Origin of the sequence: Brachyspira sp. (assembly GCF_029258575.1) — a bacterium.
Classification (GTDB): domain Bacteria; phylum Spirochaetota; class Brachyspiria; order Brachyspirales; family Brachyspiraceae; genus Brachyspira.
Genome location: NZ_JARHYI010000015.1, coordinates 1 through 17,352, shown reverse-complemented (window position 1 = coordinate 17,352; position 17,352 = coordinate 1). Strand labels below are relative to the sequence as shown.

The 17,352-nt window shown below is 27.0% G+C and carries 13 protein-coding genes; 10 read left to right on the top strand and 3 right to left on the bottom strand.

Annotated elements, in window-relative coordinates; genetic code table 11:
* Window positions 1-386 precede the first annotated feature (386 nt).
* The 3 genes from murD (at window position 387) to Q1J76_RS01085 (ending at window position 5,317) form a co-directional block, all read left to right on the top strand.
* The gene (murD, locus tag Q1J76_RS01095; RefSeq protein WP_300365504.1) at window positions 387-1,802 is read left to right on the top strand and encodes a UDP-N-acetylmuramoyl-L-alanine--D-glutamate ligase; all 1,416 of its coding nucleotides are present in this window, start codon (window positions 387-389) and stop codon (window positions 1,800-1,802) included.
* 90 nt (window positions 1,803-1,892) lie between these two features.
* Window positions 1,893-3,704, top strand: coding sequence for an ABC-F family ATP-binding cassette domain-containing protein (locus tag Q1J76_RS01090; protein ID WP_300365501.1), 1,812 nt, complete (start codon window positions 1,893-1,895; stop codon window positions 3,702-3,704).
* A gap of 29 nt (window positions 3,705-3,733) precedes the next feature.
* Window positions 3,734-5,317, top strand: a complete 1,584-nt coding sequence (locus tag Q1J76_RS01085) for an amidohydrolase (RefSeq protein WP_300365498.1) — start codon at window positions 3,734-3,736, stop codon at window positions 5,315-5,317.
* Between the two features lie 57 nt (window positions 5,318-5,374).
* Here the strand turns inward: Q1J76_RS01085 and Q1J76_RS01080 are convergent, their stop codons facing one another.
* From Q1J76_RS01080 to frr, 3 genes are read right to left on the bottom strand one after another with little or no spacing between them, the layout of a single operon-like run.
* A complete protein-coding gene (locus Q1J76_RS01080) occupies window positions 5,375-6,280 on the bottom strand; it encodes a phosphatidate cytidylyltransferase (RefSeq protein ID WP_300365494.1) in 906 nt (301 codons plus the stop codon).
* Window positions 6,281-6,285: 5 nt separating this feature from the next.
* Window positions 6,286-7,008, bottom strand: coding sequence for an undecaprenyl pyrophosphate synthase (uppS, locus tag Q1J76_RS01075; RefSeq protein ID WP_300365491.1), 723 nt, complete (start codon window positions 7,006-7,008; stop codon window positions 6,286-6,288).
* Window positions 7,005-7,553, bottom strand: a complete 549-nt coding sequence (gene frr / locus Q1J76_RS01070; protein ID WP_300365488.1) for a ribosome recycling factor — start codon at window positions 7,551-7,553, stop codon at window positions 7,005-7,007. Before frr ends, uppS begins: the two co-directional genes overlap by 4 nt.
* A gap of 275 nt (window positions 7,554-7,828) precedes the next feature.
* Here frr and Q1J76_RS01065 point away from each other — a divergent pair, with 275 nt between their 5' ends.
* The 7 genes from Q1J76_RS01065 to Q1J76_RS01035 form a co-directional block, all read left to right on the top strand.
* Window positions 7,829-8,800 carry a type I phosphomannose isomerase catalytic subunit gene (locus Q1J76_RS01065; RefSeq protein WP_300365485.1) on the top strand — a complete coding sequence of 324 codons (972 nt, stop codon included), beginning with the start codon at window positions 7,829-7,831 and terminating at the stop codon, window positions 8,798-8,800.
* A gap of 1 nt (window position 8,801) precedes the next feature.
* On the top strand, window positions 8,802-9,581 hold the full coding sequence (locus Q1J76_RS01060) for an ABC transporter ATP-binding protein (protein WP_300365483.1): 780 nt from the start codon (window positions 8,802-8,804) through the stop codon (window positions 9,579-9,581).
* A gap of 31 nt (window positions 9,582-9,612) precedes the next feature.
* Window positions 9,613-10,392: an MlaD family protein gene (locus tag Q1J76_RS01055; protein WP_300365480.1), complete on the top strand. Its 780-nt coding sequence runs from the start codon at window positions 9,613-9,615 to the stop codon at window positions 10,390-10,392.
* 23 nt (window positions 10,393-10,415) lie between these two features.
* Window positions 10,416-11,321 (top strand): inositol monophosphatase family protein, encoded by a 906-nt coding sequence (locus Q1J76_RS01050; RefSeq protein ID WP_300365477.1) that lies wholly within the window; start codon window positions 10,416-10,418, stop codon window positions 11,319-11,321.
* Window positions 11,322-11,372: 51 nt separating this feature from the next.
* Window positions 11,373-12,785, top strand: coding sequence for a F0F1 ATP synthase subunit beta (atpD, locus tag Q1J76_RS01045; RefSeq protein WP_300365474.1), 1,413 nt, complete (start codon window positions 11,373-11,375; stop codon window positions 12,783-12,785).
* Between the two features lie 72 nt (window positions 12,786-12,857).
* Window positions 12,858-15,710 (top strand): methyl-accepting chemotaxis protein, encoded by a 2,853-nt coding sequence (locus Q1J76_RS01040; protein ID WP_300365471.1) that lies wholly within the window; start codon window positions 12,858-12,860, stop codon window positions 15,708-15,710.
* Between the two features lie 214 nt (window positions 15,711-15,924).
* The coding region (locus Q1J76_RS01035; protein ID WP_498034117.1) for a DMT family transporter at window positions 15,925-17,352 on the top strand (1,428 nt) is incomplete at its 3' end.

Below are 17,352 nucleotides of genomic sequence, written 5' to 3'. Positions count from 1 at the left end.
AATTTTGGGTGGGTGGGTGGGCAGATAAAAATTTCATTTAATATTTTAGCTTTTATTTTAATAAGACTAAAAATATATATAAGGTTTTATGTTATAATAGAAACAGTTATTTTGAATGGTAGTAATTCGGACGAATTTTTTTATCTCTGATGATTCTAAATTAATAATATACAATAAAAAAGTAATTCATATAAATAATTAATAAAAATAGAAAATATAAATTCAAATATATATAGTAAAAGATTTTTTCTTGCATGCGATAATACAAATTTTATGATATAGAGCTATTTATAAATAAGCATTTTTTAAATAAATCATTTAAATTTATCATTCTTCTGTTATAATAAGTTATATAAACAGTATAATTTTTTAATTTGGTGTTGAAAATGATTTTTGATTTGAATAAAACATATATAAAAGTTTTAAAAAAACAAAACATATTAATATTAGGAGCAACCGTAAGAAGTGGTGTAAGTATAGCTAATCTATTATATGATATAAATCAAAATTTTAAATCTAATATTAAATATGCTTTGAGCGACAGTAAAACAGAAGAGCAATTAAAAGATAGTATAGAAGCTTTGAAGGATAAAGATGCTAAACTATTTTTTGGTAATCAGGATATATCTATTTTGGATAATATTACTCTTATAATTATATCTCCTGGTATACCACATACCATACCTATAGTTGAAGAGGCTAAAAGAAGAAAAATAAAGATAATAGGTGAAATAGAATTTGCATATAATCTTATACCTAATAGAAATTATATTGCTGTTACTGGTACGGATGGAAAAACTACAACGATAACACTTATTCATGAAATAATAAGTTCATATAAAAAAGCTAGACTTGTAGGTAATGTAGGAAATACTTTTTCTAAAGAGGTTGAAACTATAGAAGCAGATGAGGATATAGTATTAGAGCTTTCTAGTTTTCAATTAGAGACTCTTGAAAAATTTCATTCTCATATAGCTGCAATATTGAATATAGCTCAGGATCATCTTGACAGATACAAGGATATAGATGATTATTTTAATACTAAAAAGAATATAAGTATAAATCAAAATAAAAATGATTTTTTAATACTCAATTATGATAATATATATACAAATCTTTGGTATAATGAACTTAATAATAATTGCAAGATGAAACTTCTTACATTTTCTTTAAAAAGTAAATTTGCTGATATTTATTATAACGAAGAAGATGATTACATATATTATGAGAATAAAAAATTATTTTCTATAAAGGATAGAAAAGTATTAGGTAAACATAATATTTCAAATATATTAGCAGCTGTTTTAATATGTTTGAAAAATGAAATACCTGCTGAGCATATAGAAAATATAGTAAATAATTTTAAGGGTATAGAGCATAGGGTAGAATTTGTTTCTGAGATAAATGGAGTCAAATATATTAATGATTCAAAGGCAACTTCTATGAATGCTGTTTTGAGTGCTTTAAAATCTTTTGATAAAAATATAATATTAATAATGGGTGGCAGAAATAAGAATATCGATTTTACATCTTTGAATAATATCATAGAAGTTAGAGTAAAAAAACTAATACTTATTGGAGAGGCTGCTGAGGCACTTGATGAAATGATACATTGTGAAAATAAAATTATTATAAAAGATTTCACAGATGCTTTTAATTATGCTTCTGCTATATCTATTGATGGGGATACCGTTTTATTATCTCCCGGATGTACTAGTTTTGATATGTTTAAAAGTTATGAAGAAAGAGGTAAATATTTCAAGAGTTTGGTTTATAAACTTCAGAATAATATCAGCAATTAATATAATTTATTTTATTTTTATATTTGAATATTTTTTGAAATTATTATAAAATAAATGATTGATAATTATAAAAAATTAAGTAAAAATAAAATGGCTAGAAGTATTATAAATATAGTTAATATATCAAAAAGATTTGTTCATAAAGTATTGCTTGATAATGTCAATCTCCTAATAGAAGAGAAATCTAAAATAGGAATGATAGGAAGAAACGGTGCTGGTAAAACTACATTATTAAAAATACTTATGGGGCTTGAAGAAGCTGATGACGGAGAGGTAATATTTTCTGATGATGTTAGAATAGGTTATCTTCGTCAGCAGGGAGATTTTGATGATAATGAAAAAGTAATTGATTATCTTAGTAGAGTTACAAATAAGGAATCTTGGAAATGTTCTAAAATAGCAAGTCAATTTGGAATAGATCATATAAAGGTTAATTATAATTTAGGCAGTTTATCCAGTGGATACAGAATGAGGGTGAAACTTGCCGAGATGATGCTTTTTGAACCTAATTTTTTAATATTAGATGAACCTTCAAACTTTTTGGATTTGAATACATTAATAGATTTAGAAAATTTTTTAATGGATTATAATGGAGGCTTTTTAATAGTTTCGCATGATAGGGAATTCTTAAAAACCACATGTGAAAAAACTATAGAGATGGAAAATGGAAAAATAACATACTTTCCAGGAAATATAGAAGATTATTTTGAATATAAAGAAGAAAAAGAATATACAATAAAGAAATATAATAAAAATGTAGAGGAGAGAAAGGTACATTTAGAGAGATTTGTTGAAAGATTTAGATATAAAGCTAGCAAGGCAAAAGCTGTTCAGTCTAGGATTAAACAGATAGAGAAATTAAAAACAATAGAAATTACTCATCCTGCAAAAAATGTAAGGATAAAACTTCCAGAAGTTCCAGAAAAAAAAGGATTTGCTATTATATCCGATGATTTGGCTGTTGGATATGGGGAAAAAATAGTTGCTAAAAGCGGAAGAATAGAAATTGCTAGAGGAAGTAGAGTAGCAGTTCTTGGACAAAATGGAGAAGGTAAAACAACTTTTTTAAGAACTATAGCAGGAAAGATTAATCCTATATCAGGAAGTTATAATTATTCTTATGGTATAAAGATAGCGTATTTTGGAGAAGATACTTATAAAAATGTAACTTATAATGATACAGTACTTTCATATTTGAAAAAAAATGCCAAGCAGGGATTATTGACTCAGGAACTTTTAACTCTTTTGGGTAGTTTTTTATTTTCAGGTGATGATGTTAATAAAGATGTTAAAGTTTTAAGTGGAGGTGAAATGGCTAGACTTTCTCTTTTGGCTGCCATTACCCAATGTGCTGATGTTCTTATTTTGGACGAACCTACTAACCATTTGGATTTTGAAACAGTTGAGGCTCTTGCTACTTCGCTTAAAGATTATGGCGGAACAATATTCTTTACTTCGCATGACAGAACATTTGCAAGTATGCTTGCTGATACCATTATAGAAGTAAAAGATAAAAAACTTTCTCTTTATTCTGGAGATTATGAGGCTTATGTTTATAGGGTGAGGCTTGATGCTTTGGAAGAGGAAGAAAAAGAATTAGAGTATCAGGGTAAAAAAAATATTAAAGAAACTGTTAATGAAGGTAAAAATAATAATTATGAAGAGAGAAAAAAAATTAGAAGTAAGCTTTCTAAATGCGAATCTTTAATAAAAAAGTATGAAAAAGAAATAGAGGCTTATAAAAAGGAAGAGGCTGAAATATTAGAGTTTTTTGAAACTTCTTCCAGTTATGATGATGATAAAAGTAAACGTTTATTGGAAGTAAAAAAATTGATAGAAGATACTGAAAATGAATGGCTTTTAGTTAATGAAGAAATAGATAATATAAAAACTATGTTATAGTAGAAATACCATTTTAATGGAGGATAATAGTGAGAATTTTTAAAAATGCTAAAATTTATTCTATGGATAAAGAAGATAGTATTTATGAAGCTTTAGCAGTTGAAAATGGCAGAATAGCTTTTGCTGGAAGCAATGAAGAAGTATTAAATAAATATTCTGATTCTGAAGATATAATAGATTTGGAAGGAAAAACTGTTCTACCTGGATTTAATGATAGCTCTGTTCGTTTGGTTGAATATGCACGTTTTAATACAATGCTTGATTTAAGTAAATGTAAATCTATAAAAAGTGTAATAGATTTAGCAAATGATGCTAAAAAACATGATGGCTGGGTTATAGGCTGGGGCTGGAATCAGGATTATTTTGAAGAGAAAAGAATGCTTACTAAAAGTGATTTGGATATTATATCTAATGAATATCCTGTTGCATTTAGAAGATGCTGCGGAGAGATGATAGTTGCTAATAGTAAAGCACTTGAAATATGCGGTATAGACGAAAAAATGAAATCTGATAGTATAGATTTTGAGAAAGGACTTATAAGTTCTAAAGATATGATATTGATATTATCAAAAATAAAATCATTGGAAATAGATACATTGAAATCTATAATATTAGATACTCAGGAAGAGTTTTTCAAAATGGGTATTACATCTGTTCAAACTGATGATTTAAGAAGTCTTCCTGATTTTGATTATAGAAAAATTATAGATGCATATCAGAAATTGAATAGAGAAAAAAAATTAAAAATAAGAGTATGCGAACAGGCTCAATTTATCAATAAAAAAGATATAGATGATTTCAGACAATATTATTATTATCAATATATTAATGATGAGAGATTTAAAGTTGCTAGAATTAAACTTATTATAGACGGTGCTATAGGATCAAGAACAGCACTTTTAAGAGAAGATTATAATGACGCTAAAGGTTCAAAAGGTGTTTCTCAATATAAACAGAAAGAGCTTGATGAATTGGTAGCTTATGCTAATAGTTTAGATTATTCTTTAGCTATACAGGCTACAGGAGATGGTGCTATAGATATGGCATTAAATGCTATAGAAAAAATAAAAGATACTAAAGATTTCAAATATAGAAGAAATGGTTTAGTTCATTGTCAGATAACAGATAAAAAATTATTTGAAAAAATGAAAGAACTTAATGTAGGTATTTATTATCAGCCTATATTCCTTCATTATGATATGCATATAGTTGAAGATAGAGTAGGTGAAGAAAAAGCTTCTACAAGTTATGCTTATAAAACTGCTAAAGATATGGGGGTTAATATAGGATTTGGTTCATCAGGTCCTGTTGATGCTATTAGTGTTATGGAAGGAATACATTGTGCTGTTAATAGAGAAGACTTGAATGGCTGGCCTGAATCAGGGTGGATGCCTCAAGAGAAACTTTCTGTTAAAGAAGCGGTTTATCTATATACTATGGGTAGTGCTTATATGTCATCTGAAGATAATATTAAAGGAAGTATTGAAGAGGATAAATTAGCTGATTTTGTAGTTTTAGATAGAGATATATTCGAGGTTGATACTAGTGAAATAAAAGATATTAAGGTATTAAAAACTATTATTGATGGTGATGTAGTTTATAGTTATAATTAATTATCATCACTATAAAAGGATTTAGTAAATTACTTACTGAATCCTTTTTTATTTATATTATTGTAATAATAAGAATATGTAATATGATATAGGGGCTGTTAATATTACACTGTCAAATATATCAAATACTCCTCCATGACCTGGAAATAATTTACTTGAATCTTTAGTATCATACATTCTTTTTATTAAACTCTCTCCCATATCACCTAAAAATCCAGTTAATGTGAATATTGATGTTAATAATATTATTTGTTCAATAGAAAAGTTAGGAGGATTATGTCCCAATATATTAACTAAATAACCTTTAGAATATAGAAAATAGTATAAAATTCCTATAGGTATTGTAAATAAAAACATACCGACAAGTCCCTCATAGCTTTTATTCGGAGATGCACTATTTGAAAGCTTATGTTTTCCTAATTTCCTTCCTACTATGTATCCTCCTGTATCACTAAGCCAAGAACATAATAAAATGAATACTATATAATATTTACCGCTAGGCATAAAACGCATGAGAGATATATGCCATACTCCCAAACCTACATATATAAAACAGAATACAGCAGTTAATATAGCTCTTCCTTTTTCTTCAAAAGTCGAAATATTTACTTTAAACATATTTATAATAAATAAAGTTGCTATTAATGCAAAAACCATCACCAATGATAAATCCATAGATGGATTTTTAGTTTCTATTATTTTATATAAATTAGAAAAATCGCCTCTTAATATATTTACTCCGCACATAGTAATTACATATCCCAATACCATAGCTATCATTGTAGTAATTACAGTTCTTAAATTTTTTTGTCTATGTACTTTAGCCATATAGAATATTTCTGATGCACTAAATATTGAAATTGATAATATAAGTAAATGAAATAAATATATTACTTTATCATAAAGCAAAATTATGCAGAACAATGGTAAGGTAAATACTACAGATATTAATCTTTTTTTCATAATTGCTATAGTCCTCCGTACCTTCTGTTTCTATTTGAATATTCTTCTATAGCTTTTTTAAAATCATCTTTAGAAAAATCAGGCCATAATACATCGGTAAAATATAATTCACTGTATGATGCCTGATACATTAAAAAATTACTTAATCTCGATTCACCAGAAGTTCTTATTATTAAATCAGGATCTGGTATATCTTTGGTATATAAATAATTTTTTATAAAATTTTCATCAATATTTTCTATATTTATTTTATCATTTTTTACTTCATAACAAATATTTTTTATGGCATTTTTCAATTCATCTCTAAACCCATAATTTAAAGCTAATATTATAGTGAGTATAGGATTCTTACATTTTTCCAAAGTTTCTTTTTCAGTTTCTTCTATAGTATCTATAGTATCTTTTGGAAATGCACTTATATCTCCTATATGAGTTACCAAAATATTATTTGAAATTAGTCTTTTTATTTCTTTTTTATAAAATTCTTTTAATAATTTAAATAACGCTTTTTTTTCTTCTTCTGGTCTTTTCCAATTTTCTGTAGAGAATGCATATAGTGTTAAATATTTTATATTAATTTCGCAACAGGCTTCTACTATGTTAATTACATTCTCACTTCCAGCCCTATGCCCAAGACTTCTGGTTTTATTATGAGCCTTAGCCCATCTTCCATTACCGTCCATAATTATGGCTACATGTGAAAGTATTTTAGACTCATTAGTAATCATATAGTATCTAATTCTTTTTCTTTTGAAGTAATTAAATCATCGATTTTCTTTATATATGTATCGGTATCATTTTGTATTTTTTTTTCCTGCGATTTTGATTCATCTTCTGTGATAGTTTTATCTTTTAATTCTTTTTTTATTTTATCGTTTTCATCTCTTCTTATATTTCTTATAGCTATTTTAGCCTCTTCACCTCTATGTCTTACACCTTTTTTTAATTCTTCCCTTCTTTCTTTTGTAAGTTCTGGAACTACTATTCTAATATTTCCTCCGTCATTGAAGGGGTTGAAACCTAAATCGGCTTTTAATATAGCTTTTTCTATGTCGCTTACTAATCCTTTATCAAATGGTTGTATCATGATAGTTCTAGAATCTGGAGTTGAAACATTACCAACCTGTTTTAATGGCATATTGCTTCCATATGCCTCTACTTTTACCCCATCCAATATTGAAGCATTTGCTCTTCCTGTTCTTATACCTTTTAAATCATTTTGTAAACTTGAAATTGCTTTTTCCATTCTATCTTTATATGATTCCTTTGACATAGATAAAACCTCTTTAGAAATATTTTATTACATTCAATTATAATTTAATATATTACTATTGTCAAGTTAATTATTTTTTATACTATATATTATTTTATTGGTTTTATTTTTATTTTTTAATTATTTTACATTTTAATTTATATTAATTTTACTAAATATAATATTTTTAATGAATATTTATAATAATGTAAGTTAATCTTTTGTTTTAAGTAAAATAAAATGATATTTTCTATATAATATATTGAATTATTTATTTTATCTTATATAATTATGTTATGTATTTATTAGAATTTGATGAAATAGTAAAAGAAGTTATTTGGGGCGGAAATTTTTTATCCACAGTATATTCAAAGCCATTCGATAAAAATAAAACTATAGGCGAAAGTTGGGAAATTTGTGATTTACCTAATGATAACAATATCGTTTCTAATGGAGAGTTAAAAGGTAAAACTTTATCTTATTTGGTAAAGGAATATAGAAATGAACTTTTAGGTAAAAAATACAAAGAGAATTATTTTCCATTGCTTATAAAGCTTATTGATGCTAATGATAAATTATCAATTCAAGTTCACCCAAATGAAGAATATGCAAATAAAAGACATAACAAACATGGTAAAAATGAAATGTGGTATGTTATGGAAACATATGGAGAAGCAAAACTTTTAATTGGTTTAAAAGAAAATGTTTCAGTTGAAGATTTAAAGAAAGCCATTAACAATAATCAAAATATAGAAAATATGTTTAATTATTTTGATATAAAAAAGGGAGATGCCTTTTATATACCAAGCGGATGCATACATGCTATACTTGGAAATGTTGTTATAGCTGAAATACAGACTCCTAGCGATGTTACATATAGGCTTTATGATTGGAATAGAGTTGATAAAAATGGTAAAGGCAGAGAACTTCATATAGAAGATTCATTTAATGTTATAAAAAATATCAATGCTCATGATTTAAAGTCTAAAAAAGAAAATAAAATAAAAAATGATAAATTAGAAATAAATACTGTATTTTGTAATGAATATTTCACCGCAGAAGAATATATTATAAATAATAATTTTTCTTCATATACCAGCGGAGATAGTTTTGAAATAATTATGGTATTAGAAGGAAGAGGTATTATCAAATCTGACTATAATAGTATCAATCTTAATATAGGTAAAACAGTTTTAATACCAGCTAATTTAGGTAATTATAGTATAGATTGTGATAATGGAATTAAATTATTGAGGGTAACTTTATAATATGAGTGATATCATAGAATTAAAAAATGTATATAAAAGCTTTGGTGCTCAGAAAGTACTTAATGGTGTTAATCTCAAAGTTAACAGAGGAGAAACATTGTCTGTTATAGGGAATTCAGGTTGCGGAAAGAGTGTACTTATAAAACACTTGATAGGTTTGCTTCAGCCTGACAGCGGTACAATAGTAATAGATGGTCAAGATATTAATCAAATTTCTGATAATGAACTTACAGAGGTGAGAAAAAAGTTTGCTATGGTGTTTCAAGGAGCAGCTCTATTTGACTCATTGAATGTATATGAGAATGTGAGTTTTGGACTTAGAAGAATTAAAAAAGATATACCTGAAGAAAAAATAAAGGTAAAGGTAGCTGAAGTTCTTGAGATGGTAGGTATGCCGAATATAGAACATAAAATGCCTTCCGAACTTTCTGGCGGTATGAAGAAACGTGTTGGTTTGGCTAGAGCTATTGCTATGGATCCTGAAATACTTCTTTATGATGAACCTACAACAGGTTTGGATCCTGTTATGTCAAGAGTTATAGATGATTTGATAGTGAAAATGCAGGAAATTCTTAATGTTACTAGTATTGTTATCACACATGATATGACTAGTGTATTTAGAATGTCTGATAGAGTTGTTATGCTGCATAAAGGTCAAATCATAGAGGGTGGCGATCCTGATCATTTACATGAAACTGATAATCCGCATTTGAAATTTTTCTTTATGAGCAGTATAGCCAAGAAAGGTGAAGATATAGAAACTATTAGACCAAAAGATTAAATATATATAATTTTAGAATAAGGAAACAGTTATGAAAAATAAGATTAAATTAGGTATATTTTTTATTATTACTTTTATAGTATTTATAGGTGCCATAATATTATTAGGTAAAATAAAATTAAAAGGTGATGGATATAGACTATATGTAGATTATGTATTCATTGGGGACTTGCAGGAAAATGGTAAGGTTTCATATAGAGGAGGCGGAATACAAATAGGTTTTATTGAAAAAATAAGTATAAATCCAGATGGAACTATAAGAGTAACCTTATTTATTACTGATAGAAATGTTATCATTCCAGAAGGAACGAAATTTTCAATACAGACTGTAGGTTTAGGGCTTGGAGAAAAATATATAATGGTATCTCCTCCTTCATCTACAACTACGGGTATGACAAGTATTCCAGCGGGTACGGTTGTGAAAGGTGTTGAACCTTTTAGTATAGAAACTACTTTAGGATCAATTGGCGATATAGGTAAAGATTTTAGTTTTCAAGAAATATCAACAGTTATAACTAATCTTTCTCAAACTATTAATATGATAACTGAGATTATAGGTACTAATGAAGGTAATATTACAGCATCTATTTCTAATGTAAGTGAAACTTTAGCTTATGTTAATAAAATTGCCAGAGATTTATCATATGTTATTGGAGATATTGAAAAAGGAAATGGTACAATAGGTGCTATAATTAAGGATCCTCAAGTTCATACTAATTTCAATGAGATAGTTGATAATCTAAAAATATTCAGTCAAAAATTGAAAGATAATCCTTCAATTTTACTTTTCAGAGAAGCAGAAAAGAAATAATGATTTATTTTATGGAGTAAAGTATGATAGATGATATTATAACTCTATTTACAAAAAGTTTTTCTAATAAAAATAAAAAGTCTAAATTGTCAGATGCTGAAATAGAACATAATGATATATTAAAAGAAATAAAAGAATTTCCAAAGTCTAAATTAAATAGATGTTTGAGAGATGCAGAGCGTATAGCAATAAAAGCTGGTAAATATTCTTTAAAATATTTTTCTTGCCCTAGAAAAATTTCTAAGAAGGGTAAAACGGATTTATTTACTGAGATAGATTTAAAAAATGAAAAAATGATTAGAGAATATTTATTAAAACGATATCCTAAATTTGGATTTTTTGGGGAAGAATCTAATACTAATAGTAATAAAAAATTTACTTGGATAGTTGATCCTATTGACGGTACAAGTAATTTTATACATGGATATCCTTTCTATTGTATATCAATAGGTCTTGCTTACAAAGGAGTGCCTATATTGGGAGTAATATATGCTCCTTTAACTAATACAGTTTATAAGGCTCATATAAAATCAAAGGCGTATAAGAATGATAAGGTTATTAAGGTAAGTTCTTCCAATAAATTAATAGAATCTCTTATAATAACAGGATTTTATTATAATGCTAGCGTTGATGATGATTTTCTTCATGACAGAATGGTAGATTTTGCTAATATGGTGAGATCTACATTAGCTTTGAGAAGAGATGGATCTGCTGCACTTGATATATGTATGGTGGCAGAAGGGGCAGCTGACGGATTTTTTGAATATGGTCTTTCTCCTTGGGATGTATGTGCTGGTACTGTTATACTTAAACAGGCAGGCGGTATTGTAAGCGATATCAATATGAAAGAATATGATATTTTCTCAAAAAAACAATATATAGCAAGTAATAAAAAAATTCACAAAGAGATGATTAAAGTACTTGAATAAGTTTTTAATAGATAATAAAATAAAAGCAATACAAAAATTAAGGAATGTTTTATGGTAGAAGGGAAAAGAGGTAAAGTAGTGCAAGTAGTAGGTTCTACCTTAGATGCTGAATTTGAGGAAGGACATTTTCCTGCAATATTAAATGCACTTTATATAGATAAAGAGATAGAAGGTGTACAAAGACATATAATATGCGAAGTACAGCAGCATTTAGGTGGCGGAAGAGTAAGAGCTATAGCATTAGAATCTACAGACGGTATATCAAGAGGCGATGATATATTTGATACAGGAGATCATATAATGGTTCCTGTTGGAAATGAAACTATAGGAAGAATATTTAATGTATTGGGGCATACTGTAGATAATGGCGAGCCTATAAATGCTAAAGAATATAGATCTATACATGCTTCTCCTCCGAAATTTGAAAATTTAGAGCCTAAACTCGAAATTTTTGAAACAGGAATCAAAGTTATAGATTTATTGGCACCTTATATTAAAGGTGGTAAAACAGGATTATTTGGTGGTGCAGGAGTGGGAAAAACTGTTCTTATAATGGAACTTATACATAATATAGCAAGTGAACATGGAGGATACTCTGTATTTGCTGGCGTTGGAGAGAGAACTAGAGAAGGTAATGACTTATGGAGTGAGATGAAAGAGTCAGGGGTTATAAATAAAACTTGTCTTGTTTATGGACAGATGAATGAACCTCCTGGAGCAAGACTTAGAGTTGCTTTATCTGCATTAACTATGGCTGAATATTTCAGAGATTCTGCAGGTTTAGATGTACTTTTATTTATAGATAATATATTTAGATTTACTCAGGCTGGAAGTGAAGTTTCAGCATTGCTTGGAAGAATGCCTTCAGCAGTAGGTTATCAGCCTACATTGGCTAGTGAAATGGGAGCATTACAGGAGAGAATAACATCTACTAAAAATGGTTCTATTACTTCTATACAGGCTGTTTATGTACCTGCTGATGACCTTACAGACCCAGCACCTGCTACAGCTTTTACACATCTTGATGCTACTACTGTATTATCGAGAGATGTTAGTGAAAAAGGTATTTATCCTGCAGTAGATCCTTTGGCTTCAACAAGTAGAATATTAGATCCTAATATTTTGGGTCAGGAGCATTATGATGTGGCAAGAAATGTACAGCATATACTTCAAAGGTATAAAGATTTACAGGATATTATAGCTATACTTGGTGCCGATGAACTTTCAGAAGAAGATAAATTAATAGTAGCAAGAGCTAGAAAAATAGAACAATTTTTAAGCCAGCCTTTCTTTGTAGGAGAACAATTTACAGGTCTTCAGGGAAGATATGTAAAATTAGAGGACACTATAAGGAGCTTTAAGGGTATTTGTAATGGAGATTATGATGATTTACCTGATCAGGCATTTAGATTTATTGGTTCTATAGAAGAGGCAGTTACTAAAGCAAAAACTATGGCAAGTTAATTTATTACTGCTAAATAATTAATGATATTTTCCGACGATTAAAATAATATATAAATTTGTAGGTTGCAGAGTATGATTTTTAAAGTGGATGAGGAAGTTCTAAAAAGAAGATTAAAATTTTATATGCCTGCTTTTTTTCTTTTGGCAGGAATAATTTCGGTTGTCACCTTTTCTATTTTATTAAAAACGGTATACCAATTATCAAGTTCATTAGTAGGATATTTATATATATTCATTTTTGTATTGATTGCTGTTTTTTGCGTTAGTATTTATTTTGATTGTGTTAAATTGGAAAAAGGAAAATCTATTCAAATAGGCAGTATATATGTACTAAAATCTGGTATTGCTGTAGTTTTAGTGGCTATAGTTTCTTATATAGTTTATATATTAAATGGTAGTGTTACATTATTTGAAATGCTTAATATACGACTAATAATTGTTATATTTGTGATAAGTATAGCTATGTCTATTTCTTCTATTTTTTTTAATATATTGGTTAAACCTATTTATAAAAAAACTGGAAAAAAAGAATATCATCTACCTATGATATACAATTTTTTACCAGTATCTATGGCTACTGTAATATTTATTGTTGCTTTAGTTAATGGTATGCATTATAGATCTGAACTTGTTTATGATAAAGAATATGATATAATATATAAAAAAGGATATGCTAGCGATTTTGTCAATAATCTTTCAGATGTTTTTGAAGTTTATATAAATATATCTGAAGATTTATCAACATATATGAAAGTTTTATCCAAAAATAATTATACTTTGGATAATTATATTAATGTATTATCTAGTTTTTTAGGTGCAAGATATGCTAATGATTATAATATATTATCTTTCTCTATATTTTTTAATGATATTGAAAATATTAATGTTAATATAAATAATGCTGAAGTAAATAATATATTTATTAACTGGCGATATGATGTAGATAATATGTATACAGTAAGTACAAATTTCAGACCTAATATTGCCGAAAATATTTTATCTAAACTTTATAATGACACTAATTTTTTGATAAATATAGAGCAAAATTCAGAAGTATTCTATATTTATAATCCAATTATATTTAATAATGTAAATGTAGGTTTTATTACTTTAGAGGTTAAAAGTTCTATTTATCGTGATATTTTAATGGATCCTACTTTAAAAGAAAATTTGGATATTTTTATAGCTGATGATTTTTATGCTATAAAAGACTCTAATATTCCATCAGCAATAGTTAATATGCAAAAAGATTTGGATAACCCTATAATTTCAGGAGAGATAAAAGATACTTTAAATAATAATTATTATACTAATAATATCAGCAATGTAAAAGTTGTCAATATAAAGAATTCCAATAAATTATCTATAAGATATTCATTATTTAATAATTTGAATATTATAAATGTTTGGGAACATAGAAGTGCTTATAAAAATCAATTATTTAGAAATACCATAATAAAGGTTTCTACAGCAATATATTTGGGACTATTGGCATTTTTAATAGTTATATTGACTTTGATACTTTCACTTAGAAAAACTTTGGTATTTGCTAAAAATGTATCCGAATCTTTGAGTGAAGGAGAAGGAGATTTAACTATAAGACTTCCAGTTATTAGTAATAATGAGTCTGGGGAGCTTGTACATTCTTTCAATAAATTTTTGGAAAAAGTTAAGAATATTATAGTTAGTGTAAAAAATAATGCTTATACTTTAACAGGAAATATTCAAAATATGAGAGCTTCTATTAGTATAAGTATAAGCGATTTTAATACTATATATAAGGAATTTGAAATGGAATTATCAAATTCTACAAAAATAGCAGAATCTTCAGCTAATGCTGCTAGAGTAAGTTTTATGCAGCGCACTAGATTTACAGCAGTTAATGAAACAGTTCAGTTATTATTAGAAAATATTAATGATATTAATAATAAAATGAAAGAACAATCGGAAGCTGTAAGTAAGACTAGTAGTTCGGTACAACAGATGATGGCTAATATTGTAACAGTGAGCAATGGAGCAACTAAAGCTAATGATTATGCTAAAATTCTTTATACTGAAGCACAGGAAGGAAGTAATATAGGAGAGTCAGTTGTAGATTCCATTCAAAGTATTAAAGACTATTCTAAACAGATAACAAATATTACTCAGGTAATACATAATATAGCGGAGCAAACAAACCTTTTAGCTATGAATGCTGCCATAGAAGCTGCACATGCAGGAGAGCATGGACGCGGATTTACGGTGGTAGCAGATAAGATTAGAAAATTGGCAGAGGATACAGGGGAGAATTCTAAAATAATTAATGAAATAATTGAAGAGACTACTCAGGCAATAGATCATACAGTATCTTTAGCTTTTAAGAGCTCTGATTCTATGGAGAAGATTTTAGAGGGATCTAATACACTTGCAGATTTAATATCTACTATTTCAGGTGCTAATGATGAGCTTGATGTAGGAAGAAGAGAAATTTTAATGAATATTAGCAACTTGAATAATATTACAGAAGATGTGCAGGAATTATCATTAAAGCAAATGCAGATGAGTTCAGCAGTTAGTCAGAATATATCAAGTGTAGATAAGTTGGCAGAAGATGTAGTTAATGTAGTTAATGCTACAGAAACTGAGATGAAAGAGTTAGTAAATTCTATAGAGAATGTTTCTAATCTTTCTAATACTAGTAGCAGCAATATGGAAACTATGGATAAGCGTATTAAGGAACTTCAATATATATTCTTACAGTTATATAAGTTGGTTATTTCCTTTAAGACAGAAAAAACTGATGATGATATTGATAAAGAAAATAGTAAATTAACTGCTGAATATAAGAAAAAATTAAAATTAGAACGCAGGGCAGAGAAAGAGAGATTAAAAGAAGAAAAGAGAACATTAAAAGAGTTAAAGAAAGAATCCAATAAAAAAAGATAATTTTTATAATTTTGGTTGTTATTTTTAGCATATTATATTATAAATAAATATGGTCTTTATTGGAATTGGCAGAGTTGAAATCGAATAGGTATATATTAAAACGGAGTTATATTACAAAATGGTATATTTTATATTGATATTGTATTTTTCTAAATATTGATATTATTATACCGAAAATTAAGCCAATAACCAAAATTTTATATAGGTTGATAATATGATTTTTCAAGTTAATGAAGATAAACTAAAAAAAAGATTGAAGATATATATACCAATATCTTTTTTAATTATGGCTGCCATTTCAGTTGGTTCATATTCCATATTATTAAAAACTATTTATCAGCAGTCAAGTGCTTTAAGAGGATATGTATATTTATTTATAGCAATACTTGCATTTGGCATAGCTTTTAGCTTATTTTTTGACTGTAGAAAACTTGAAAAAGGAAAGTCAATACCAATAGGCAGTATATATGTACTAAAATCTGGTATTGCTGTAGTTTTAGTGGCTATAGTTTCTTATATAGTTTATATATTAGATGGTAGTGTTACATTATTTGAAATGCTTAATATACGACTAATAATGGTTATATTCTTGATTACCATAGCTATGTCGGTTTCTTCTATAGCTTTTAATATATTGGTTAAACCTATTTATAAAAAAACTGGGAAAAAAGAATATCATTTACCTATGATATACAATTTTTTACCAGTATCTATGGCTACTGTGATATTTATTGTTACTTTTATTAACGGTATTCATTATAGAGACAAAGTTATTTATGATAAAGAATATGATATAATGCTTAAAAAAGGCTATTCTAGTGATTTTATTAATGGTGTTTCAGATGCTTTAAAAAAATACATAAATACATCTGAGAATTTATCAACATATATGAAAGTTTTATCCAAAAATAATTATACTTTGGATAATTATATTAATGTATTATCTGGTTTTTTAAGTGCAAGATATGCTAATGATTATAATATATCATCTTTCTCTATATTTTTTAATGATATTGAAAATATTAATGTTGATATAAATAATGCTGAAGTAAATAATATATTTATTAACTGGCGATATGATGTAGATAATATGTATACAGTAAGTACAAATTTCAGACCTAATGTTTCCGAAAATATTTTATATAAACTTTATAATGACACTAATTTTTTGATAGGTATAGAGCAAAATTCAGAAGTATTCTATATTTATAATCCAATTACATTTAATAATGTAAATGTAGGTTTTATTACTTTAGAGGTTAAAAGTTCTATTTATCGTGATATTTTAATGGATCCTACTTTAAAAGAAAATTTGGATATTTTTATAGCTGATGATTTTTATCTTATAAAAGACTCTAATATTCCATCAGCAATAGGTAATATGCAAAAAGATTTGGATAATCCTCTTATTGGAGCAGAAATAAAAGATATTGCTAATAACAATACGAATAATAATATTACTAAAGTGAAGATTGGTAATATAAATAATTCTGATAAATTCTTTATAAAATATTCATTATTTAATAATTTGAATATTATAAATGTTTGGGAACATAGAAGTGTTTATAAAAATCAATTATTTAGAAATACCATAATAAAGGTTTCTACAGCAATATATTTGGGACTATTGGCATTTTTAATA

Bases quoted from the DNA above. Each gene is read 5' to 3' on its own strand.
- atpD (WP_300365474.1), top strand. From the start codon at position 11,373: ATGGTAGAAGGGAAAAGAGGTAAAGTAGTGCAAGTAGTAGGTTCTACC.
- uppS (WP_300365491.1), bottom strand. From the start codon at position 7,008: ATGATTACTAATGAGTCTAAAATACTTTCACATGTAGCCATAATTATG.
- murD (WP_300365504.1), top strand. From the start codon at position 387: ATGATTTTTGATTTGAATAAAACATATATAAAAGTTTTAAAAAAACAA.
- Q1J76_RS01065 (WP_300365485.1), top strand. From the start codon at position 7,829: ATGTATTTATTAGAATTTGATGAAATAGTAAAAGAAGTTATTTGGGGC.
- Q1J76_RS01080 (WP_300365494.1), bottom strand. From the start codon at position 6,280: ATGAAAAAAAGATTAATATCTGTAGTATTTACCTTACCATTGTTCTGC.
- Q1J76_RS01040 (WP_300365471.1), top strand. From the start codon at position 12,858: ATGATTTTTAAAGTGGATGAGGAAGTTCTAAAAAGAAGATTAAAATTT.
- Q1J76_RS01055 (WP_300365480.1), top strand. From the start codon at position 9,613: ATGAAAAATAAGATTAAATTAGGTATATTTTTTATTATTACTTTTATA.
- Q1J76_RS01060 (WP_300365483.1), top strand. From the start codon at position 8,802: ATGAGTGATATCATAGAATTAAAAAATGTATATAAAAGCTTTGGTGCT.
- Q1J76_RS01090 (WP_300365501.1), top strand. From the start codon at position 1,893: ATGGCTAGAAGTATTATAAATATAGTTAATATATCAAAAAGATTTGTT.
- frr (WP_300365488.1), bottom strand. From the start codon at position 7,553: ATGTCAAAGGAATCATATAAAGATAGAATGGAAAAAGCAATTTCAAGT.
- Q1J76_RS01050 (WP_300365477.1), top strand. From the start codon at position 10,416: ATGATAGATGATATTATAACTCTATTTACAAAAAGTTTTTCTAATAAA.